Here is a 20,934-nt window from a genome sequence, read left to right on the forward strand (position 1 = left end):
TCCTGCCTAACCTTTCACAACCACGAACTGCCCCATCATGCCGGCATCCTCATGTTCCAAGATGTGGCAGTGATACATGTAGGGCCAATCCGGATCGGTGTGCTCTTCGAAGCGCAGCAGCAGGCGAACCTGCTCGCGCGGATTGACGATCACCGTATCCTTGAATCCGGTTTCGAGGGGCGGCGGCGGTCGACCATCGCGGTCAATCACGCGAAACTGGACGTTATGGATATGAAACGGGTGAGCCATCATGGAGGCGTTGGCGATCTCCCAGATTTCCCATTGCCCGACTGGTATCCGTTCGTTGATGACATCCATGTCCATCGCCGCAGCATTGATCGACATGCCGCTTCCCATCATTCCCATGTCGAGAGTGAAACGGCGTGTGCGAACCGCTTGAGACGGATCGAGCGGAGCGAGCGCCGCCAGCTGCGAAGGAAGCGATTGAGCTCGTGTCGACCCGCTCGGTCGGATATCCAGGACTCGAAAGGGTTGGCCACTTTCGCCTTGGTCATTGCGACGCGCCATCATGCCGCCGCCCATCATTCCGCCACTACGCCTCCCCATCATTCCCATGTCCGGGCTGCTGGCGATGAGGCGAAGTGGATATCCTTCGGAAAGGTCGACTATTACCTGTGCGCGTTCTCCGGGGGCCAGTGCGATCGATCGAACAGAATGGGACCGGTCGAGCAATCCCCCATCGCTCGCGATCAATTGCATCGGTTCTCCGCCTTCTAGCGAGAATGAATAGAACCGCGCGTTCGAACCGTTGAGGATGCGCAGGCGCAATTGGCCCGTCTTCGCTTCGAACACGGCGTTCGGCGTGCCATTGACGAAAATCTCGTCTCCGCGCACGCCCATCATTTGCGCATGCATGCCGATCGGATAGATCAACCTGCCCGACCCGTCGATCACACGGTCCTGAACGATGAGCGGAATGTCGTCGACGCCGTAGTCGCTTGGCAGGCCAAGGCGGTCCTCCTCGTCATCGCGAACATATATCGCTGCTGCGAGGCCGGCATAAACCTGCGGGCCGGTGCGGCGGTGCATGTGTGAGTGATACCAGTATAACGAAGCACGCTGGCGCACTTCGAAAGAGGGACTCCAACGTTCGCCGGGCTGAATCAATTGGTGGGGACCGCCATCGGCGGTGGCGGGGAGCTCGAAACCGTGCCAATGCACGGTCGCCCCTTCGGCCAGTTCGTTATCGACCTCGAACCGCACACGTTCGCCGCGCCGCATCTCCAGTGTGGGCCCCAGATAGGGCGCTTCGATCCCGATCGTGGGTGATGAAACGCCTAGTGCAAATTCTTTTTGTCCGGGCGAAATAGGCAAGCGGAAAACGCGCACCCCATCCTCTACCTGCCCCATGCGGAGCTGAGGGATTGCCAGCGGCTCGGTCGATGCGTCACCGCGGCGAATTGCTGTGCTGCGTGCTTCGCAACCGGCAAAGGGAGCAAAGGCCAGGCCAGCTAGGGCCAAGCCAGATCGTCGCATCAATCCGCGCCTGTCGAGAGACTTCGTCCAATCGGTCTGGCTCATTCTCATCGTGCTCCCCTTAGGGCGGCGCCGGTTCTGAAACCGGCGCCGCAACGCGACTTCACTTCTTGACGATTGACGTGACGACACTGCCTGCTTCGCCGGTGCGGAACTCGAACGAGACCTCGTCACCAACCTTAACGTCATCACGAATCTGCTGATCAGCCTCGAAGGCCATGGTCATGGCGGGCCATTCAATCGCGGGGACGGGGCCGTGATCGATCGTGATCGTTCCCGCTTCCGGATCAATCGCAGTGACAGTTCCTTCGGCGCTCGCGGACTTCATAGCCCCGCCGTCCGTCAAGCGGTCGCCCATCATAGGCATGTCCGTGCCATCCATGGCCATCTGCTCATCGTCCATTGGCGTCTCGCTCATATCAGCGGCATCGTCACTCGGACCGCAGGCGGCCAGCACTAGCGGTGCGGCGAGTGCCGTCATGAGGGTTATGATACGCATTCATCTTCTCCTTGGGGGTGGTTTGGCCGGTCTGGCCGGGGACGCCGCAGCAAAAAGTAGGCTGCAGGCAATACGAACATGGACAGGAGCGGGGCGGTGATCATTCCGCCGATCATGGGCGCGGCGATGCGGCTCATCACTTCGGACCCTGCGCCTGTGCCAATCAGGATTGGAAACAGGCCGGCGAGAATGACCGCGACCGTCATCGCTTTGGGTCGGACACGCAGCAATGCGCCTTCGCGGATGGCAGTCGACACTTCCCCAGCATCCGGATCGGCCCCGGACCGTTCCAGCGCGGATTTCAGATAGATCAGCATGATCACGCCGAACTCGGCAGATACCCCCGCCAAGGCGATAAACCCGACGGCAGTCGCGACGGACTGGTTGTAGCCCATCAGATATAGCAACCAAAATCCGCCTGTCAGGGCAAAGGGAAGTGTGCCCATGATGAGCAGGGCTTCATCAAGTTGTCGAAAAATCAGGTAAAGCAGCAGGAATATGATCGCGAGCGTTGCCGGAACGACGATCTGCAAGCGCTCATAGGCGCGAGTCAGATATTCGAACTGCCCAGCATAGGACAGGCTGACGCCAGGTGGCAGGTCGACCTGCGTAGCGATCGCTTGCTGCAGGTCGGTCACGACCGAACTCAGGTCGCGCCCGCGCACATCGACGTAGACGAAGCTTGTAGGCCGACCTTGCTCGCTTTTAAGCATCGGAGGGCCGCCAGTTACCCGGATATTCGCCACCGTGCCGAGCGTAATCTGCTGACCCGCCGGGGTCAGCATGGGCAGGCTTCGCAGTTCGTCGACACTGTCCCGGATTTCCCGCGGATAGCGCACATTGATCGGATACCGCGCCAGCCCCTCAACGCTGCGCGCAACGTTTGCACCGCCCACTGCTCCCGATACGATCTGCTGCACATCGGCAATATTGAGACCGTAACGAGCCGCAGCCGATCGATTGATATCGACATCGACATAGCGACCGCCCGATAGCCTTTCGGCGAGTGCGGAGCTCACCCCTGGGATCTCCCCGGCGATCTGCTCAACTTGCAAGGCAACCCTCTCGAGTTGGTCGAGGTCCTCGCCGGAAACCTTCACCCCGATCGGGCTCTTGATGCCGGTGGCGAGCATGTCGATCCGGTTACGGATCGGCGGCACCCAAACATTGGCAAGGCCTGGCACCTGCACGGCGCGATCCAGTTCCTCGACCAGCTTGTCGGACGTCATGCCCTCGCGCCATTCGCTGCGTGGCTTGAATCGGATGGTCGTTTCGAACATCGTGAGCGGGGCGGGGTCTGTTGCCGTATCTGCGCGTCCGGCCTTGCCAAACACGGTGTCCACTTCGGGCACTGATTTGATCAGTCGGTCGGTTCGCTGAAGGAGCGCCGATGCCTCCCCGGGCGATAGGCCGGGAAGCGCACTGGGCATATATAACAGATCGCCTTCATCGAGCGGTGGCAGGAACTCCCCGCCCAGCCGAGAGAAGGGGATAAGCGTCGTCAGGAAGATCAGCCCGGCAATCGCCAGCGTCGTTTTCGGCCGATGCATCACCCAGTCGAGGCCCGGACGATAAGCGCGCGTCAGCACCCGATTGATCGGGTTACGCTCCTCCGGCGGGATTTTGCCCCGGATCAGCCAGCCCATCAGCACCGGCACCAGTGTGACAGACAGGATTGCCGCCCCAGCCATTGCGTAGGTCTTGGTGAAGGCAAGCGGAGCGAACAGCCGTCCCTCTTGTGCTTGCAGAGTGAATACGGGGAGAAAAGACAGGGTGATAATCAGTAGGCTGAAAAACAGCGCAGGGCCGACCTCTTTCGAGGCATCGGCCACGATCCGCCACCGTTCCTTTGCCGACATCACCGTATCTGGGTTCTCCTCGGTCCAGCGTTCGATATGCTTATGCGCGTTCTCGATCATGACCACCGCCGCATCAACCATGGCGCCGATAGCGATGGCGATACCACCCAACGACATGATGTTGGCGTTCACGCCTTGAAACCGCATCACGACGAAGGCCGCCAGAACGCCCAGCGGCAGCGTGACGACCGCGACGAGAGCGGATCGCGCGTGCCAGAGGAACAGCAGGCAGACGATCGCGACAACGATGAATTCCTCGATCAACTTGCTGGTCAGGTTGTCGACCGAGGCGTCGATCAGTTGCGATCGGTCATAGGTGGTTACGATTTCCACACCCTCAGGAAGGCTCGCCCGCAACTGATCGAGCTTGGCCTCGACCGCCTCGATCGTGCCGCGCGCATCCTCTCCCTGGCGTAACACGATGATACCGCCCGCGACCTCGCCTTCACCATTGAGTTCAGCAATGCCGCGGCGCATTTCGGGGCCGACCTGCACATGAGCGACATCGCCAAGCGTCACCGGCACACCACCGGCTTCAGTGCGTAGTGGAAGGCTACGAAAATCTGCCAGGTCACCGAGATAGCCCGAAGCGCGAACCATATATTCGGCTTCGCCCATCTCGACGATCGAGCCGCCGGATTCCTGGTTGCCTGCCTGCACCGCGTTGACCACTTCAGCGTGAGTCACGCCCAGCGAAGCCATACGAAATGGATCAAGGACGATCTGGTATTGTTTCACCATCCCGCCGACGCTCGCGACTTCAGCTATGCCCGGGATGGTCTGGAGTTCATAACGCAGAAACCAGTCCTGAAGGCTTCTCAGGCCGGCAAGGTCGAGGTTGCCGCTGCGATCAATTAGAGCGTATTCGTAGATCCAGCCGACGCCGGTCGCATCGGGGCCGAGCGTGCTTTCGACGTTTTCGGGTAGGCGATTCTGGACCTGATTCAGATATTCCAGAACGCGCGACCGAGCCCAGTAGAGATCGGTTCCGTCCTCGAAGATGACATAAACGTAGCTATCCCCGAAGAAGGAATAGCCACGCACGGTTTTCGCACCGGGAACCGATAACATGGTGGTCGCCATCGGGTAGGTAACCTGGTCTTCGACTATCCGGGGCGCCTGCCCCGGGTGGTTCGACCGGATCACCACCTGCACATCGGATAGATCAGGCAGAGCATCCACTGGCGTCGTTCTCACCGCCCAGAAACCTGCCAAAGTCAGTCCGATGGCAGCCAGCACCACGAAAATACGGTTGGCGATCGAGGCATCGATAACGCGCCCGATCATTGGCTAGCCTTCGCAATCGAGACGATGCGCGGCCCGGTGGGCCGCTGCTCAAAGGTGAACGCCACGCGGTCCCCGCTCTTGAAACCGCGCAACTGCGCGGGCCCTTCGCTGGCAAACGTCATCGTCATCGCCGGCCACTCCAATGCGGGCACCGGGCCATGGCGCAGTGTGACGCCGCGCGCGGTGATGCTCTTGATGGTGCCCGTAGCGCGATATGTCGGGGACGCTTTGGTTTCTTCTCGCGTCTCGTCGCCCGGCGCAGCTGTCGGCGCCTCGTCTATTGGCCTCACGTCGATGCCGGCCAAACTGGCCTCGGAATCGATCAGGAACTGTCCCGAGGTCACCACCTTTTCGCCGGGGGCAAGTCCCGCCAGCACTTCCGTGCGTCCATTTGCATCCCGACCGATGCGGACTTCCGCGGGTCGATAGCCGCCGCCCTGGCGAGCGATCATAACAATGGCCCGCGAGCCAGTTCGGATGACCGCCTCGGAGGGCACAAGCAGGGCTTCACGGCGCTCCGGTGCGAGTGTCACCTGCGCGAACATACCCGGCTTCAATCGTAATCCCGGATTGGGCATCGTCGCTCGCACGGTGATCGTGCGGCTGGCATCCTGCGCACTAGGCAGAACAGCGATGATCCGGCCAGCAAATCGTTCGCCGGGAAAGGCGGTCAGCGTCGCGCTGACAGGTTGCCCGACACGTGCGCTGGCCGCCAATGCTTCCGGCGCCGCCGCTTCTAGCCAGATCGGATTGTAACCGCTGATCTCAGCGAGCATCTGACCTGCGCCAACAGTCATGCCCGGTCGCACACCCAGCGAAGTGATCGCCCCCGATTGGGGAGCGCTCACCGTTATTGTCGAGTGCGGCCTGCCGCTTCGAGCAACCGAGGAAATTATTGACTCGGGCATGCCAAGCAGCCGCAAGCGCTCACGTGCCGCGCGGGTAAGGGCTTCATCCCCAGTCGCAGCGACGGCGAGAAACTCGTTCTGCGCTCCTCCCCATTCTGGGATCAGGAGGTCGACGATGGGTGCGCCCCTCGCGATCAAGTCTTGCGGCGCATGGCCATAGGTCCGCTGCACGTAACCACCCGCGCGGGGCTGCACGATCGCCACTTCGCTACCGTTGTAAGCGAGCGTTCCGGTGACACTTGTTTCCGGTTCGAGCACGCCGAATTCGACCGTCGCCGTTCGAATACCTAGGTTCTGAACCAGCGTGGGGTCAATACTGACCCCGCCGCCGTTCTGGGCATCGCCGCCAGCGCATTTCGGCACCAATTGCATGTCCATGAAGGGCGATTTTCCCGGCTCGTCGAACCGCTGGTCCGGGACCATGGGATCATACCAGTATAACACTTCCTCACAGCCAGCATCGGTCCCAGCATCGTTGCTTGTTCCGGCACTGTCTTCCCCCAGCGTCGAAAGGCCATAGCCTGCGGCAAGACTCACAAGCGCGATGCCAGCCGCTGCCAGATACGACCGCTGGCGCGGCGTAAGGCGTTCGAGAACAGCCTTCATTACCGGTTCTCCCCGTAGGTGAGTTGCAACTTCACGGCCGCCTTGACGGCCGCCTGTTCGCGTTCGAGTATCTCCAGCTCCAGAAGCGCGAGCGCAGCTTTGGCTGCAATCACGTCGACGAGATCGGCTCGTCCTGCGGCGAAGCTGGCCGTTTCAAGGGTGGCACGGTCGCGCGCTAGTGGGAGCAGCTCATCGCGCGCGCGCTCCCATTGCCGAACCGCGCTGCGCCATGATGCCAGATCGGTTTCGAAGTCCGCGATCAAAGCAAGCCTACGATCCTCGCGTTCAGCCACGGCGGCGGCGGCTTCGGATTCGGCTGCGGCAATGCGCGGGTTTTGCCTGTTGCCGGCAAAAATGGGAAGGGTAACCGATCCCATCACGGAAACGGCATCGCCGAAACCGCTGCCACGACGACCATAGGTGACGCTCACTCCGAAATCGGGCCTCTTCTCAGATCTCGCGAGGTCGATGCCCACTTCCGCCTGCACACGTTCGGCGTCGGCAAGCATCAGTTCCGGATTGCGCTCCAGATTGAGGCGCAGGGATTGTGGTTGGGCGGCAGGCGACGGCGCTACGCCGACCGCAATCGGATTCTCGGTGGGCACGTAACGCGCAATGCGGGCCTGCGCGGCCTCGCGCTCCGCATCGATGCGGGTCATCGCGTCTTCGATTTCGAGCAGCTCGCGCCGAATAGCGAGGCTTTCGGCAGGGCGAGCCGAGCCCGAAGCTACGGCGCTGTTGGCGACCGGCACGAAGCTGCGCAAATCGTCGAGAGCATCACGCGCCAAATCCAGTCGAGATTGAGCATAATAGAGGCTGACCCAAGCCGTCCCCGCTTGGACGAGGACATCGCGCTCGGCCAGACCAAGCCGCGCCTCGGCTAATTGGACCTCTGAACTCGCGGCAGCCGATCGCGCCCGCCGCCTGGCGAGATTGGGAATCTCCTGGTCGACCCCGATGGCAAACTGCGTGGGCAGTTGCTCGCCGAACTCGAACGCGACCGGGCCGGTAACGGGGAAGTTCATTATACCTGCACGAACACGCGGATCGGGCAGTGCATCCGCAGCCTTGGCCGCTTCGCGGCTGCCCTGAACCCGAAGGTCACCAGCTTGCAGCGTTGGTTGTTCGTCTCGCGCAGCCGCGAGCGTTTCTTCATAGCCGATCGACTGCGCATTTGCAGTCTGAGCAGCAAGCAGGGCCGTCAACGGCACCCAGCCATTTCGCCAATTCATAGGTCTCACTCATGCTGAGCAAGCATGACGGGCCATGAGTCCGTGCCCGGCTATTTTCCAGGCGTACCCGTGCATCCGCCAAGCTCGCAAACGGCGCAGTGCGCCATCTGGGAAAATCAGACGGTGAGAGTGACTTTTGGAGGTGGCGATTCAGGTATGAGCGGCGCGCTGTGGAGCCACTTGATGCCAAGGGGAAGAAAGGACTGCGGCACTGAAAGCTGGACCATGTCCGACGGACTGTCACCGGACATGGCTAGTGGAGGCAGGCAATTCATGGCAACCAGACAAGCAAGCTTCATGTCCTCGCATGGCGTGCCGCTATCTTTTTCCCGAGATCCTGCCATCGCAGACATCGCCATTTCGGAACAATGTTCCGTGCTCTCAACTTCCAAGCTCATGGGAGCCGCCGCATAAGCCGCAGCCTGCACGGTCAAGCCACCGGCAATCAGCATGAGGCAGAAGATACCGAACAATCGCACGAGGCTTAGCTAGAGTGTGGGAGGCGGAAAAGCAACGAGCTTCCCCGTTTCGCTAGTTCACCAAGCGCAAGCCTAAGCTTGGCCAACACGCTCTCAACTCGTCATGCAAGCCGTCCACGATATCTGGCTTTATGGGGTAATGCTCAACAACAGCCAGCCTTCGCGGGCTCTTCGGTTGGCTCCGAGATTTCTCGCAGGAGGTCACCGGCCTCCATTTTGCTACCCTCCATGGCTATGTCAGCCTGCGAAACAATTCCGCAGCACTTTCCTTGCTCGTCGACCACGGGAAGCCGGCGAACCTGCCCGTCTTCCATCTTCGCGCAGCAGTCCTCTACCGACTCTTGGGGCTCGGTCGTTACTAACTGTTGGGACATTACGGCCTCCACAGCGGTGTCGTTTGATTTACCTTCAGCGACGCACCTGCAAGCGATGTCCCGATCTGTTACGACCCCCACGAGAACGCCGCTCTCGTCGATCACCGGGATTTCTCCGCAATCGTTGTCGATCATCAATTGTGAGGCCGTCTTCACGCTATCGGATGGCGCGCAGCAGGCGGGAGCCTTCGTCATGATATCTTCAACCTTCATCATTTCCTCCTTTAATCGAGAGAAGGTGACGATCATAACTATGGGTGTGGTGCGAACATCGTTCCGGCACTCAAGACAGAGCGAAAACTACATGCGATAAAGGTGTCGTGGAATCGCTCACTTCCGGTCCCTGGATATCCGAATGAACCCCCAATACGTCAGTTTCGAGGGGCATCGTCGCATTGGTGCCTAGCTCTTCGCGCTGCGAGGCTTATCCTCGCCCGCCCCAGTATGTTCATTAATCATCAACACCAGTCCGGCAAATACCAAGCCGAAGCCGATGAGATGCGCCCAGCGAAAGATCTCACCCAACAGCACATAGGACAAAACCAGGGCCGAAATGGGCATGACCGCCATGGCTCCGGCGGTCAGCGCTCCGGGTGCCTCCCGCGCGCCGTTATACCATAGGACCGGAGCCAGCCCGCCTGTCGCTGCGCCCCAGAAGATGAGGGCTGCAGAGGCTCGTATTTCAACGTTTGACAGGTCGAACGGCCTGGGGTCGAATAGCAGGGCGAGAACTACGAACAGGATCGCGGCGACTAGCGATGCAGCCAAAGTCGCTTCGAGCGAGCTAACTCCGCTGGACAGTTTCTTAGACAGCAGGGTGTAGGCTGCTTCGCAGCACACGGCTGCAGCAACGAGTGCTGCTCCAAGTAACGGTGCTCCGCCCGCGCTGTCCGCCTCATTGCGAAGCAGATTGATCGCCGCGATACCGGCCACTGAAAGAGCGAGCGCGCCCCATTTGCGCCTATTCATCGCGGCACCGAAAAATAGGACCGCCGCACCTGCGGTCACGGCCGGGGTAGCACTCATGATCGTCGACCCGACAACGCCCGTGGTAAGACGCATGCCAAACAGCATCGTTGCCGTGAAGCCGACCATTCCAAAGGCCGAAATCGCGAGTATCACCACCCAGTCTGAACGCTTGGTTCGTGCGAAACATTCGGTCATCCACCAAGTAAAAGGCGCGAGCACGATACACGCGATCCCCATGCGGAAGGCCGATGCGGTGAAGATCGAGAAGTGCTGGCCGATGATCTTGCTGAGCGGGGTCGCGCTACCGAAAAGCGCCATTCCCAAAAGCAATTGGAGGGTGACGGTGTGAGCGGTGAAGGTCTTCTTCGATTTCATGACAACGCCAACCGCCTATCACGCGAGAGGTGCTATCAGCAACGCGAGCTACGCCTCCGTCACTAGGGTTAGCCACTTGGGCAGCGCGACGTCGATAACATCCGCGATCCCACCGACCATCTGGCTCAAACTGAGCAGCACATTGATCGCCACAGCAAAGATCAGCTGCCGATCGCTGAGGTTTTCCTCACTGTGGGTATGCCCGGCGTGGCCGCCGCCATGATCGTATTTCCCGCTCATCGCTGGAACTGGTCGCCCTTCTGATGCTCGCTGCCTTCCTCGTCATGGATATCCATGTGGGCGTCGCGCAGGATCTGAACACTTCCGTACAGCGCAATACACGCGACCGCGATGCCCACGACCAAATCAGGCCAGTTGGCACCCGTCAGCATGACGACGCCGCCGGCCACGATGATCCCACCATTGGCGATGAAGTCGTTGAAGCTGAATGTTGTCGCGGCGCGCATGCTGACGTCCTTCTCCTTTGTCTTCTGAAGCAACCGCAGGCAGATCAGGTTTACGACGGCCGCCACCGCCGCCATCGTCAACATCATCAAGCCGCCCGGCTCCGATCCTTCGAGGAAGCGGCGCACGGCATCTACGATGACCCCAACCCCGAATATAAACAGCATGATACCCGAGAAGCGTGCGGCCCCGCGCTTCCAGACACGCGAGCGGGTCAACGCCAGCAAGCTCAGCGCGTAAACGATTGCATCCGAAGAATTGTCGAGCCCGTTTGCCAGCAGCGCGTTGGAATCGGCGAAGTAACCGACCACGAAGAAACCGATGGCGATCGCGACGTTGAGCCATAAGACGATCCACAACGTCCGGCGCTTCCCGGCCGAACCGAGGTCAATACTATGGTCACCACTCATGCCGTATCCTCCTTCGCCGGATCATCATGCGATGTCCGTCAGTTCATGCTACTCGTCGCTGGTCACATTCCGACGCAGACGATCCCACCACTTCTCGCGCCAGCTGCGCTCATCATCCGATCGATGGAGCACGAGCCGCGCGATCGCTGGCAGGACGAAGAGCGTTAGCGCGGTCGCAGTGATCAATCCGCCGATCACCACCGTAGCCAATGGACGCTGGACTTCCGCGCCGGTTCCAGTCGCGATGGCCATCGGCACGAAGCCCAGCGAGGCCACCAGCGCGGTCATCAGCACCGGTCGCAATCTCGCCAATGCACCGTCGCAGATCGCGTCATCGAGCGGCATCCTCCTGTCTAGACGCTGTCGGATTGCTGTCATCATCACGAGGCCGTTCAGCACTGCCACACCCGATAGGGCGATGAACCCCACTGCGGCCGACACCGAGAACGGCATCCCCCGTAGGGCAAGCGCGAAGACCCCGCCTGCCAGCGCCATCGGGATCGCGCTGAACACCGCCAGCGCTGGCACCCATCCGCCGAGCGCCATGAACAGGAGCAGCAACACCAGCGCGAAGCAGACCGGAACGACGAGGGCGAGCCTTGCCTGCGCGGCCTGGAGGTTCTGGTATTGTCCGCCCCATTCGATGAAGGAAGCGGCCGGCAATTCGACGCTTTCGGAGACGCCTGCGCGAGCCTCCTCGACGAACGAGCCGAGATCGCGCTCGCGCACGTTCGCCGACACGATCACCAGTCGGCGACCCTGCTCCCGGCGAACCTCCGCGAGACCATCGACCACCTGGAAATTCGCCAGTGTGCGAAGCGGAACCGTGACCCCGCTTTCGAGGACTATGGGAAGAGCTCCGAGCTGATCGAAATCGTCCCGGGTCGCATCCTCGAGCCGCACGACGACATCGAACCGGCGGTCACCCTCGAATACCAGCCCCGCTGGCCGACCACCCAGCGCGATGGCAACGGATTGCGCGACCTCCTCCACGGTCAGACCGTATCGGGCGATCGTCGGACGATCGAAGGCGATGTCCAGCGTAGGAAAGCCAGTGACCTGCTGGACCTTGACGTCTGCAGCACCCTCGACGCCGCGCAGCACCTCGGCCACTTCTCCGGCTGACCGGGTCAGCGCGGTCAGGTCGTCTCCGTAGAGCTTGACCGCCACGTCGCCGCGAACACCCGCGATCAGCTCGTTGAAGCGCAGTTCGATGGGTTGGCTGAACTCGTAGAGGTTGCCCACCAGACCGCTGAGCGACTCCTCCATCTGCGCGACGAGTTCATCCTTCGACAGGTCGGGATCGGGCCACTCTTCGCGCGGCTTCAAGATCACGTAGGCGTCGGACGCGTTCGGCGGCATCGGATCACTCGCGACCTCGGCCGTGCCGGTGCGCGAGAAGACCAGCTCCACCTGCGGGAAGGTCTCGAGCCTGTCCTCCACCTGTCTCTGCATGGCGAGCGAGCGCTCGAGCGAAGTCGACGGTATCCGCAGCGACTGAACCGCGATGTCGCGCTCATCCAGCTGCGGTGTGAACTCACTGCCGAGAAGGGTGAACACGAAAGCCGCTACGGCGAAGAGTCCGGCGCCCGCACCGATCACCGGCCAGGGACGTGCGATGGCGCGGCGCACTGCCGGGCCATAGCGCTCCTTCGCCATCCGAACGGGCTTGACCTCCTTCTCGGTCAGCGTGCGATTGAGGAGCACCGCGATCATCGCCGGCACGAAGGTCAGGGACAGCACGAAGGCGGAGGCGAGTGCCAGCATGACCGTGATGGCCATTGGCGAGAACGTCTTGCCCTCGACCCCCGTGAAGGTGAGAAGCGGCGCATAGACCAAGAGGATGATCGCCTGACCGTAGACGGTCGGCTTGATCATCTCCTGTGCAGCCAGCCGTGTCTCCGTCAGCCGTTCGCCGAGGCTGAGCAATCTACCTTCACGGTGCTGCCTGGCGGCGAGCCGCGCGACGCTGTTCTCGACGATGATAACGGCGCCATCGACGATAAGCCCGAAGTCCAGTGCCCCGAGGCTCATCAGGTTGCCGGAGACTCCAAGCCTGTTCATTCCCACGGCGGCCATCAGCATGGATATCGGAATGACCAATGCGGCGATGATCGCAGCACGGATATTGCCGAGCATTAGGAACAGCACTGCGATCACCAGAAGCGCGCCCTCGACGAGGTTCTTCTCGACCGTGGCGATGGTCGCATCGACCAGCGACGAGCGGTTGTAGACGATCTCGGCGACCACTCCGGCAGGGAGCGAGGCGCGGACTTCTTCCAGTCGCTCGGCCGAGGCGGCAGCCACTGTGCGGCTGTTCTCGCCACTGCGCATCAGGACCGTGCCAACGACCGCCTCCTCGCCATTGAGCGAGGCAGCACCGGTTCGCAGATCGCCGCCGATGCGCACCGAGGCGACATCCCCGATCCGGATCGGCACGCCCTCGCGGGTCGCGACCACCGCCTGTTCGATGTCCTGTGTGCCCCCAAGCCGCGCATCGACGCGGACGAGCAGAGCCTCCCCGGCACGATCGACGAAGTTGGCACCTTCGGCGAGGTTCGCCGCTTCCAGGGCCTCGATCAGGGAGTCGAACGACAGGCCGTAGCCGGTGAGACGAGCAGGATCGGGCTGGACGAGAAACTGCTTCTCATAGCCGCCGATCGAGTCCACGCCCGCCACCCCGTCGATGGAGCGCAGGAGCGGAGCAACGACCCAGTCCTGCACCGTGCGAAGATAGGCTGCCTTGGCGACTTCGGTGTCAAGGCGATCGCCGCGTTCGGTGATGAAGCTCCCGTCCGGCTGCCACCCTGTTCGACCACCCTTGGGCGCATCGCGACCTCCCGGATACTCGTATTCGATCGTATACATGAGCACTTCGCCCAGGCCGGTCGAGATCGGTCCCATGGTGGGCTCCGCTCCTTCCGGCAGCGAGGCACCGATCGGGGCGAGCCGTTCGTTCACCTGTTGGCGCGCGAAGTAGATATCGGTGTCTTCTTCGAAGATCGCCGTGACCTGGCTGAAGCCGTTGCGCGAGATCGAGCGGGTCATCTCGAGCCCCTCGATCCCGGCAAGCCCGGTCTCGATGGGAAATGTCACCTGCGTCTCCACCTGCGACGGGGAGAGCGCGGGCGCGCTGGTGTTGATCTGCACCTGCGTGTTGGTGATGTCCGGCACCGCATCGATCGGCAGGCGCAAAAGGTTCATGGCGCCGTAGATCGCGGCGAAGACGGTGAGGACGATGACCGCCCAGCGGAACCGCACGGCGATGTCGAGGATGGCCCCGATCAAACCGTGGCGATGACGGGCCGTTTCGGCATGGGTGTCCCCGGTGGGCTCGGTCTGAGTATCAGTGACCATGTTCGGCGCCCTCCTTCCCGAGTTCGGCCTTGAGCAGGAAGGCGTTGGTGACAGCGATCCGCCATCCCTCCTGAAGACCGGAAAGGATCGTCACCACGCCTGCAGACCGTGTTCCGACTTCGACCTCACGGGCCTGGAACCCGGTCTTCGTCCGGACGAAAACGACATCTCGCCCCTCGACCACCTGGATAGCGTCCTCCGGCACCGCGATGCGGTCGCGGTCGATCTCAGCCGAAGGTCTGATCCGCGCCTGGAGAAACGCGCCCGGCTGAAGGCCAGGAATACCGCGCGACAACGACAGGACCGCAGTGGCACTGCGGCTTTCCGGATCGAGAGAAGGCGTGACCGAACGCACCCGGGCGCCGATTTCGCGGCCATCGCCGACGACCAGCACGGCCTCGTCACCAGGCTGGATGCGGGAGGCTTCAGCGGAAGGGAGCGCCACCTCGATCTGAAGCCCGTTCGGATCGACCACGCTGTAAAGCTCCTCGCCGGCGTTCACGAAGGCTCCGAGCACAACGGGTGCCGCGGTGATTCTGCCGGCCAGAGGAGAGGTGACTGCCAGCGACCTTCCGTCACCGCTGACACCGGCTGCTGCTACTGCCGCCTGCGCCCGTTGCAATTCCGAACGCGCTACGCTGAGATTGGCTTGCGCGGCTTCCAAGTCCTGGCGGGCGGTGACGTTTGCTTCGAACAACCGCCGTTCGCGTTCGTAGGCGGCCGACAACTCGCCCACCCGCGCACGCGCGGCACTGAGCTGCGAGGCGAGAGCCGCAGCGTCCGCGCTTTCGATGCGGGCGACAGTTTCTCCGCGCGACACGTAGTCGCCGAGCGTCTTGCCAACGGAGCGGACGACCCCCGAGGCGCGGGCGTCGATCCGCGCGGAAGCGGTGGGGCTTGCAGCGACCGTTGCCGGGAAGACGAGCTCGACAGCTGCACCAGACCGAACGGCGGCCAGCTGTATCCCGGCCTCGCTGATCTGCTCCTCGCTCAGCGTGACCACCCCCTCGGATGTCTCCGCCTCCGCTTCCTCCTGCGCATGGTTGTCCACCTCAGCGGTCGGCCAGAATATCAGCGCCATAGCGCCAATCGCGATTACGATACCGACGATGATCGCCAGCTTTCTGCGTGTCATGGATGTATCCTTCATTGCGCGGCCAGCCCGATCAATTCGGCTGCGGCCAGGCCCCTCTGTTCGCGGGCAGCGATAAGCGCCTCGCGGATCGTGTCGCGTGCCTCGGCGGCAGCGAGAACTTCGATCAGGGGGAAACGTCCGTTGCGATATCCGATGCGAACGAGGCGCAGCGCCTCCTCCGCCTGCGGGAGCGATGTCTGCGAAAGGGTCTCAACGCGCGCTTCGGCACCAAGATATCTCGCCCGCGCGGTGGCGACCGCCTGCTCGTAGTCCGCGAGGGCGACGGCTTCGCGAGCGTTCGCTGCACGCAACCGAGCCTCGGCAGCGGCGATGTTACCCTGGTTGCGGTCGCGAAAAGGAAGGGGGATCGATACGCCGACGAGGAAGGCATTGTCGCCGCTTTCCCCAAAGCGCCGCACGCCCGCAGAGACCGTCGGATCGGGAATACGCAGACTTCGCTGCCGCTCGATCTCCGCCGCCGCAGCAGTGCTCTCGGCTCGCGCGACCCTATAGCTGAGGCTTTCCTGCGCCTCGGATATAAGCGATGCGGGCGGAAGGATTTCCGGAAATCGCGCCGGAACGAGCGGCGCTTCACCGCCGGCCCAAAGAGTTGCGAGTGCTGTCCGAGCCGACAGGCTCTCCGCCTCTGCCTCAACCAGGCGCGCGCGCGCTTCGGCAAGGGCTGCATCCGCTCTTAGTGCGCGCAGAGGCGGCTCGCGGCCGACCTCCACAAGGACGCCAGCTATACGCGCCAGTTCTTCATTGCGCGCGACCACATCCTGCGCAAGTTCAACCCTGGCAGCTGCGGCAACAGCCGTGAGATATCGCTCGCGTACCAGTTGGCCGAGTTCGACCGTGGTCAGATCGGCCCTGAGGGATGCGAGTTCCGCCTGGGCTTCAGCCGCACCGACACGGGCGGAGCGTTTGCCGCCGAGTTCGAGGCGCTGTCCTACAGAGAGTGTGTACTCGGTCGCCTGAAGGCCGGAAAAAGCCCCGCTGCCAGCGAGGTTCTCGACCTCGAAGGACACTTCGGGATTAGGCCGGAGGCGAGCCTGATCGACAAGCGCCGCTGCCGCCTCGGATTCCGCGCGGGGACCCACGAGGCGTGGGTTGGTGGCGGGGACATCGGTCTCAAGTGCGACCCCACTGAGATTGAGGGCGTCGTCGAGCGTGACGACACGCTGGGCCTGCGCGCTGGCAGATCCCGTGGACAGGGCGAGTACCAGTCCCCAGACGGGGGCCGCTCGCCACGATATGGCGGACATGAATGGCTATTCCTCTGCTGACGTTCGGTTCGGCGTCGGATCAATGGTCAGACGCGCGGCGAACGTCAGGCTCGAGGAGGGGGTGTGGCCAGTTCGGTCAGATTGGACGCAAAAAAGGGCTGGTCGCCAGCGCGCAGGGCACTCATGACCGAGCCCAAGGCAAAGGCGTCAGACGACCGCCCCACAGCCTGTGAAGCATGATGACAATGGCCATGCGCACATGCGCTGTGCTTCTCCGGGCCACGGTCATCATCGCCGGGCTCGTCGTGCTGCTCGAGCTGAAATGCTACCGGAGGCTCTCCCGCGCATTCGGCCGCTTCCGCCACCGGAGCCCACAGGACACCGAATGCGGTGCACAGCGTGATCAGCTGCAGTAAGAGGGAGTGGGCGAAGAGCCGGATCATCGTGTGTCCGGTAACAGCGGAGGCTCGGCTGCGAAAGAACTATCTCGCGAGATGGAATGTGATTTCATAACAATACCATCGATCTACTTTGACGCGGGAAGATCTTGAGCTGGCGATTGACCAAGCAAACCACTTATCTCTGGCTCTATTTCCATCCGAGCGAATGCGCTTACATTCGAACGACCACTGTTTCCGATCGGAAGTCGGCCGGTGATGTTGCCTACGGGGGCAAGGAAAAGCCTAAATATCTGACCGAAAACTTCGCGCCAATCACGCGTCCTCCACGCAAGCTCCAGCATACGCCAATGCGAGACGCAGTGCGGTCCCCAGCGATCTTGGGCAACTACGTGGGCCCGTTCGAGATGGTGCCAGGCTTCCTCGAAATTCTGCTCGTCCAAAGCGTCTGCTGCGCGTCGGTATTCTTCTGCCAGAAAGACATCCCTGCTGGGAAAGGTATTGCTATTCATGGGCCAGCTCTCGGCGTGCCTGGCCGAACACCTCCACGCTGCCCCACAGGGCCAGTCCGGCCATGATCGAGGCGACCAGCAGGTCGGGCCAGGCTTGGCCCGTTCCGAACACGCCAAGAGCGGCGCCGAGAACCGCGATGTTACCGATCGCGTCGTTACGTGAGCAGATCCATACCGACCGCATGTTCGCATCGCCGTCTCGGAACCGAAAGAGCATGAGCGCGACCATCGCGTTAGTCGCCAGAGCCAGCGTGCCGACCACTCCCATTGTCGCCGGCTCCGGATCGGCACCCGCCATCAATCCATAGATCGCATAGCCGATCACCCAGATGCCAAAGGCGAGCATGGTCGCTGCCTTTAACAAGGCAGCCTTTGCCCGCCATGCGAGCGCCATCCCGGCAACGCCAAGACTGATCGCGTAGTTCGCGGCATCGCCGAAGAAATCAAGCGCATCGGCCTGGAGCGAACGGGAATCTGCAGCCACCCCCGCGATCATTTCAACGACAAACATGGCCGCATTGGCGAAGAGCGCGATCCAAAGGACGCGGCGCCAGCGCGGATCGTTGTGCACGGCAGTGTCTGGTTTCGGTGTCTGGCAGCAGGACTTGGCCATGCCGCTCTCCTTGCAACGTTCGAGTCGCAAGCACATATGCACCTTGTAGCAACTACAAGGTCAAGCAATGCGTATTGGCGAACTGGCGCGGGCCACTGGAACGAAGGCGGAAACGATCCGGTATTATGAGCGCGAAGGCATACTGCCCGCCGCAGATCGAACCGACAGCAACTACCGCGACTATTCCACCGAACATCTGCAGATGCTCAGCTTCGTCAGAAGAGCACGAGGCCTGGGTTTCAACATGGCGCAGGTGCGTGAATTGCTGGCTCTGTCCGATCATGACGAGAAGCCATGTCAGGATGTCGATCATCTTGTTCGGCAGCAACTGGCCGATGTCGAGCAAAGGATGACCGACCTTGCATCACTGCGCGACGAACTCAGTCAGATGCTTCGTTCGTGCGATGCCGACAAGATTGGTGAGTGCCGGATCGTGGAGAGCTTGGCGCGACCAATCGAGCTTTAGTCTGCTTTTCCGACGTCTTGTGAGTAGGCGGAATGACCGAAATGAGGCGCAAAGCTGCCGAACCCTTGCTGAACCCAACGGTGCTGCTAGCCTGCGATCGTGAGCACTACCATCCCGCCCTGGTCGCCATATGAAGGCCGTCCGTCGCTTGTGTCTAAGGGTCGCAAAACGCTGACCGCCGCTTTTGCGGATGTGGTCCAGTCCCGCGCTGGATTTCCGTCTTACGAACTTCCCGACATCTTCGCCGCACCGAACGATGAGGGTGAGAACGACGCCGCGCGCGATCTGGTGCGCCTCAATGCCGAACACCTCGTCCGGATGTTCGCGAATGATCGGCTTGCAACATTCGCGCGTCCCCTAGGCGGAGGCGAGGTCGTCGGTATCGACGCTGGTCTATGGGAGCTGGACGATCCGCTTCCCCGCTTCGCAACTGGGGCGTTCAACGTCGAACGATGGACCGACCCCGGGGCACCGTTGACCCATCGCATTTTTGTCGACGATGCGCAGTTCGACGAATGGTTGGCTGCGCTAAAGCCGCTTGGCCCGCTGACCGCTCGGCAGGTCGACGAGATTGTCGATCCGCAGCTGCGTGCCGCGCGTGTAGTCGCAGCACGAAGAGTGAACTTGGGTCAGACAGTGAAGGCGGGAAGCGGCGAATTGCACATAGTGGCCTCGTCCGATCCACCCGGTGTCGGCCCGATGTTACTGTCGATCGACGAGGTGAGCGAACTGATCGGGCGCAGCCAGTCGTCGATCTACGAAGACGAGAAGAAAGGCGTGTTCCCCGAGCGCCTCAAGCTAGGGTCGAGCTCGCGCTGGCGCAAGGATGAAGTGCTCGCGTGGATCGAGGAGCATTCGGCAAAACGCGGCGGGCGCTAGCGCGGCTTGCGGCGCGGGCTGTCGATGATGTCATGGGCCGGGATCGCATTTTCCATGATCATGTCCGCCCAGCGCTGCGCAAGTTCGCGGCGCCGCGGCATGTAGGCAGCGCGATTGTAGCGCAACTCGCTTGCGCTCATCCCCTTTGGCGTATGCGCAAGCATTAAATCGATGATCATCCGATCGGCGAGCAGCCGTAGGTCCGTACCCAGTTCTCGCTCTGCTTGCTCGTTCATGATGGTTGAGAAGCTCGACCGCCAGCCATGGGGAACGTGGCGGCCCTTGTAGCCTTCGCGGTTGTAGAGATAGCCGATCGCGTTCTCGCTGATCGGCTTGAGACCGGAACGGGCACCCGGGAATACAAAGGGCGAGCGCCCCGTCAGCCAGCGCACGGCGCGAAGCGTGTCGACCGCCTGCAGGGACAGCGGCACCGGATGATCGAACGCTTCGTCGGTGCGCAGGTGCAGTTCTTGCTTGATCTTCTCAGCCGGCACCTTCCACAATGCCGCGCTCGTATCCGCGTTCGAATCGCCCCAGTCGATCCCGGTGATGTCATCCCATTCCATGAACCGAACCATGCCCGGACGCTGTGCGGTGAGCGCCAGCAGGCGCGCAGCGAAGCGGTTGACTGGCGAGGCACCGGCACGATCGATGTCGCCGATCATCATACGGATCGCATCGATGTTGGTAAGGGCAGGATAGCGCTTCGCAGGCGGCAACGGTGTCAGCGCGTCGTTGATATCCAGGGCCGGGTTCTCAAGGCCAGCGCCTCCGGCATTGGCGTAGCGATAGATGGCCGCCACGCGCTGCTTAATACGCCGTGCTGATTCGATCGCACCGCGTTGCTCGACCTTACGCAGAACCGAAAGCAGCAGCGGCTTGTCGATTTCGGCCAGCGGCATCTCGCCCAGATGCGGGAAGACATCACGTTCGAGGCTGGTGATGACATCGTTTGCGTGCACCGGCTTCCAGCGTGCGACCTGCAAAGCATGCCATTCGCGGGCCATCCCCTCGAACGACTTCGCAGCATCATTCCTGCCAATCAACCGACTGCGCTTTGCGCTGTGCCTCGGGTCTCTACCATTTCTTAGAATCTTCTTCGCTTCGTCGCGCTTCTCGCGAGCATCGGCCAACGACACCTCGGGGTATGCACCTAGCGTCAGTAAGCGCTCCTTGTTTTGGAAGCGGTATTTATAGCGCCAGCTTTTGTGACCGCTCGCAGACACGTGAAGATGCAATCCGCGGCTGTCGGTAAGCTTGTATGCCTTTTTTCTCGAAGCGGCCGCGCGCACCGCCTTGTCCGTCAGCATCCGATACCCCCAAGTCGATCAGTTGGTTACCCCCAAAATACCCCAACATGCGTCTGGCTAGGGGTGAGGTGGGCTGGA

At 61.8% G+C, this 20,934-nt stretch carries 19 protein-coding genes; 2 read left to right on the forward strand and 17 right to left on the reverse strand.

Features of this window, described 5'->3' with window-relative positions; translation table 11 throughout:
* Positions 1-6: 6 nt before the first annotated feature.
* The 16 genes from ACEQZ0_RS11450 to ACEQZ0_RS11525 form a co-directional block, all read right to left on the reverse strand.
* Complete coding sequence (locus ACEQZ0_RS11450) at positions 7-1,542, reverse strand: multicopper oxidase family protein (RefSeq protein WP_370190933.1); 1,536 nt, start codon at positions 1,540-1,542, stop codon at positions 7-9.
* Positions 1,543-1,600: 58 nt separating this feature from the next.
* Complete coding sequence (locus ACEQZ0_RS11455; RefSeq protein WP_370190934.1) at positions 1,601-1,996, reverse strand: copper-binding protein; 396 nt, start codon at positions 1,994-1,996, stop codon at positions 1,601-1,603.
* Positions 1,984-5,142 carry an efflux RND transporter permease subunit gene (locus tag ACEQZ0_RS11460; RefSeq protein WP_370190935.1) on the reverse strand — a complete coding sequence of 1,053 codons (3,159 nt, stop codon included), beginning with the start codon at positions 5,140-5,142 and terminating at the stop codon, positions 1,984-1,986. The genes ACEQZ0_RS11455 and ACEQZ0_RS11460 overlap by 13 nt, the downstream gene beginning before the upstream one ends.
* On the reverse strand, positions 5,139-6,656 hold the full coding sequence (locus ACEQZ0_RS11465) for an efflux RND transporter periplasmic adaptor subunit (protein ID WP_370190936.1): 1,518 nt from the start codon (positions 6,654-6,656) through the stop codon (positions 5,139-5,141). Before ACEQZ0_RS11465 ends, ACEQZ0_RS11460 begins: the two co-directional genes overlap by 4 nt.
* On the reverse strand, positions 6,656-7,888 hold the full coding sequence (locus ACEQZ0_RS11470) for a TolC family protein (protein WP_370190937.1): 1,233 nt from the start codon (positions 7,886-7,888) through the stop codon (positions 6,656-6,658). The genes ACEQZ0_RS11465 and ACEQZ0_RS11470 overlap by 1 nt, the downstream gene beginning before the upstream one ends.
* Positions 7,889-8,004: 116 nt before the next feature.
* Entirely contained in the window at positions 8,005-8,361 is a 357-nt protein-coding gene (locus ACEQZ0_RS11475) for a hypothetical protein (RefSeq protein WP_370190938.1), read from the reverse strand.
* 149 nt (positions 8,362-8,510) lie between these two features.
* Positions 8,511-8,990 carry a CBS domain-containing protein gene (locus ACEQZ0_RS11480; RefSeq protein ID WP_370190939.1) on the reverse strand — a complete coding sequence of 160 codons (480 nt, stop codon included), beginning with the start codon at positions 8,988-8,990 and terminating at the stop codon, positions 8,511-8,513.
* A 153-nt stretch (positions 8,991-9,143) separates the two neighbouring features.
* Positions 9,144-10,085, reverse strand: a complete 942-nt coding sequence (locus tag ACEQZ0_RS11485) for a DMT family transporter (protein ID WP_370190940.1) — start codon at positions 10,083-10,085, stop codon at positions 9,144-9,146.
* A gap of 48 nt (positions 10,086-10,133) precedes the next feature.
* The gene (locus tag ACEQZ0_RS11490) at positions 10,134-10,325 is read right to left on the reverse strand and encodes a hypothetical protein (RefSeq protein ID WP_370190941.1); all 192 of its coding nucleotides are present in this window, start codon (positions 10,323-10,325) and stop codon (positions 10,134-10,136) included.
* Positions 10,322-10,960, reverse strand: a complete 639-nt coding sequence (locus tag ACEQZ0_RS11495) for a cation diffusion facilitator family transporter (RefSeq protein WP_370190942.1) — start codon at positions 10,958-10,960, stop codon at positions 10,322-10,324. The genes ACEQZ0_RS11490 and ACEQZ0_RS11495 overlap by 4 nt, the downstream gene beginning before the upstream one ends.
* A gap of 48 nt (positions 10,961-11,008) precedes the next feature.
* Positions 11,009-14,248, reverse strand: coding sequence for an efflux RND transporter permease subunit (locus ACEQZ0_RS11500; protein ID WP_370190979.1), 3,240 nt, complete (start codon positions 14,246-14,248; stop codon positions 11,009-11,011).
* A gap of 58 nt (positions 14,249-14,306) precedes the next feature.
* The gene (locus tag ACEQZ0_RS11505) at positions 14,307-15,452 is read right to left on the reverse strand and encodes an efflux RND transporter periplasmic adaptor subunit (protein WP_370190943.1); all 1,146 of its coding nucleotides are present in this window, start codon (positions 15,450-15,452) and stop codon (positions 14,307-14,309) included.
* 11 nt (positions 15,453-15,463) lie between these two features.
* A complete protein-coding gene (locus tag ACEQZ0_RS11510) occupies positions 15,464-16,717 on the reverse strand; it encodes a TolC family protein (RefSeq protein WP_370190944.1) in 1,254 nt (417 codons plus the stop codon).
* 65 nt (positions 16,718-16,782) lie between these two features.
* The gene (locus ACEQZ0_RS11515; RefSeq protein ID WP_370190945.1) at positions 16,783-17,121 is read right to left on the reverse strand and encodes a hypothetical protein; all 339 of its coding nucleotides are present in this window, start codon (positions 17,119-17,121) and stop codon (positions 16,783-16,785) included.
* 83 nt (positions 17,122-17,204) lie between these two features.
* Entirely contained in the window at positions 17,205-17,588 is a 384-nt protein-coding gene (locus tag ACEQZ0_RS11520) for a DUF3703 domain-containing protein (protein ID WP_370190946.1), read from the reverse strand.
* On the reverse strand, positions 17,581-18,201 hold the full coding sequence (locus ACEQZ0_RS11525) for a cation transporter (protein WP_370190947.1): 621 nt from the start codon (positions 18,199-18,201) through the stop codon (positions 17,581-17,583). The genes ACEQZ0_RS11520 and ACEQZ0_RS11525 overlap by 8 nt, the downstream gene beginning before the upstream one ends.
* Before the next feature lie 67 nt (positions 18,202-18,268).
* Between ACEQZ0_RS11525 and ACEQZ0_RS11530 the strand changes: the two genes are divergently transcribed.
* Together ACEQZ0_RS11530 and ACEQZ0_RS11535 are read left to right on the forward strand one after the other, a co-directional pair.
* Complete coding sequence (locus tag ACEQZ0_RS11530; RefSeq protein WP_370190948.1) at positions 18,269-18,667, forward strand: helix-turn-helix domain-containing protein; 399 nt, start codon at positions 18,269-18,271, stop codon at positions 18,665-18,667.
* Between the two features lie 99 nt (positions 18,668-18,766).
* Entirely contained in the window at positions 18,767-19,546 is a 780-nt protein-coding gene (locus ACEQZ0_RS11535) for a helix-turn-helix transcriptional regulator (RefSeq protein WP_370190949.1), read from the forward strand.
* Here ACEQZ0_RS11535 and ACEQZ0_RS11540 read toward each other — a convergent pair.
* A complete protein-coding gene (locus ACEQZ0_RS11540) occupies positions 19,543-20,856 on the reverse strand; it encodes a tyrosine-type recombinase/integrase (RefSeq protein ID WP_370190950.1) in 1,314 nt (437 codons plus the stop codon). The genes ACEQZ0_RS11535 and ACEQZ0_RS11540 overlap by 4 nt on opposite strands.
* Positions 20,857-20,934: the final 78 nt, after the last annotated feature.

This window comes from Qipengyuania sp., from assembly GCF_964227205.1.
Classification (GTDB): domain Bacteria; phylum Pseudomonadota; class Alphaproteobacteria; order Sphingomonadales; family Sphingomonadaceae; genus Qipengyuania.

What these genes read in the sequence shown, in the direction of transcription:
- ACEQZ0_RS11455 (WP_370190934.1), bottom strand. Translation starts at nt 1,996, where the DNA reads ATGCGTATCATAACCCTCATGACGGCACTCGCCGCACCGCTAGTGCTG.
- ACEQZ0_RS11460 (WP_370190935.1), bottom strand. Translation starts at nt 5,142, where the DNA reads ATGATCGGGCGCGTTATCGATGCCTCGATCGCCAACCGTATTTTCGTG.
- ACEQZ0_RS11525 (WP_370190947.1), bottom strand. Translation starts at nt 18,201, where the DNA reads ATGGCCAAGTCCTGCTGCCAGACACCGAAACCAGACACTGCCGTGCAC.
- ACEQZ0_RS11510 (WP_370190944.1), bottom strand. Translation starts at nt 16,717, where the DNA reads ATGTCCGCCATATCGTGGCGAGCGGCCCCCGTCTGGGGACTGGTACTC.
- ACEQZ0_RS11520 (WP_370190946.1), bottom strand. Translation starts at nt 17,588, where the DNA reads ATGAATAGCAATACCTTTCCCAGCAGGGATGTCTTTCTGGCAGAAGAA.
- ACEQZ0_RS11505 (WP_370190943.1), bottom strand. Translation starts at nt 15,452, where the DNA reads ATGACACGCAGAAAGCTGGCGATCATCGTCGGTATCGTAATCGCGATT.
- ACEQZ0_RS11480 (WP_370190939.1), bottom strand. Translation starts at nt 8,990, where the DNA reads ATGATCGTCACCTTCTCTCGATTAAAGGAGGAAATGATGAAGGTTGAA.
- ACEQZ0_RS11450 (WP_370190933.1), bottom strand. Translation starts at nt 1,542, where the DNA reads ATGAGCCAGACCGATTGGACGAAGTCTCTCGACAGGCGCGGATTGATG.
- ACEQZ0_RS11515 (WP_370190945.1), bottom strand. Translation starts at nt 17,121, where the DNA reads ATGATCCGGCTCTTCGCCCACTCCCTCTTACTGCAGCTGATCACGCTG.
- ACEQZ0_RS11495 (WP_370190942.1), bottom strand. Translation starts at nt 10,960, where the DNA reads ATGAGTGGTGACCATAGTATTGACCTCGGTTCGGCCGGGAAGCGCCGG.
- ACEQZ0_RS11540 (WP_370190950.1), bottom strand. Translation starts at nt 20,856, where the DNA reads ATGCTGACGGACAAGGCGGTGCGCGCGGCCGCTTCGAGAAAAAAGGCA.
- ACEQZ0_RS11465 (WP_370190936.1), bottom strand. Translation starts at nt 6,656, where the DNA reads ATGAAGGCTGTTCTCGAACGCCTTACGCCGCGCCAGCGGTCGTATCTG.
- ACEQZ0_RS11470 (WP_370190937.1), bottom strand. Translation starts at nt 7,888, where the DNA reads ATGAATTGGCGAAATGGCTGGGTGCCGTTGACGGCCCTGCTTGCTGCT.
- ACEQZ0_RS11530 (WP_370190948.1), top strand. Translation starts at nt 18,269, where the DNA reads ATGCGTATTGGCGAACTGGCGCGGGCCACTGGAACGAAGGCGGAAACG.
- ACEQZ0_RS11485 (WP_370190940.1), bottom strand. Translation starts at nt 10,085, where the DNA reads ATGAAATCGAAGAAGACCTTCACCGCTCACACCGTCACCCTCCAATTG.
- ACEQZ0_RS11490 (WP_370190941.1), bottom strand. Translation starts at nt 10,325, where the DNA reads ATGAGCGGGAAATACGATCATGGCGGCGGCCACGCCGGGCATACCCAC.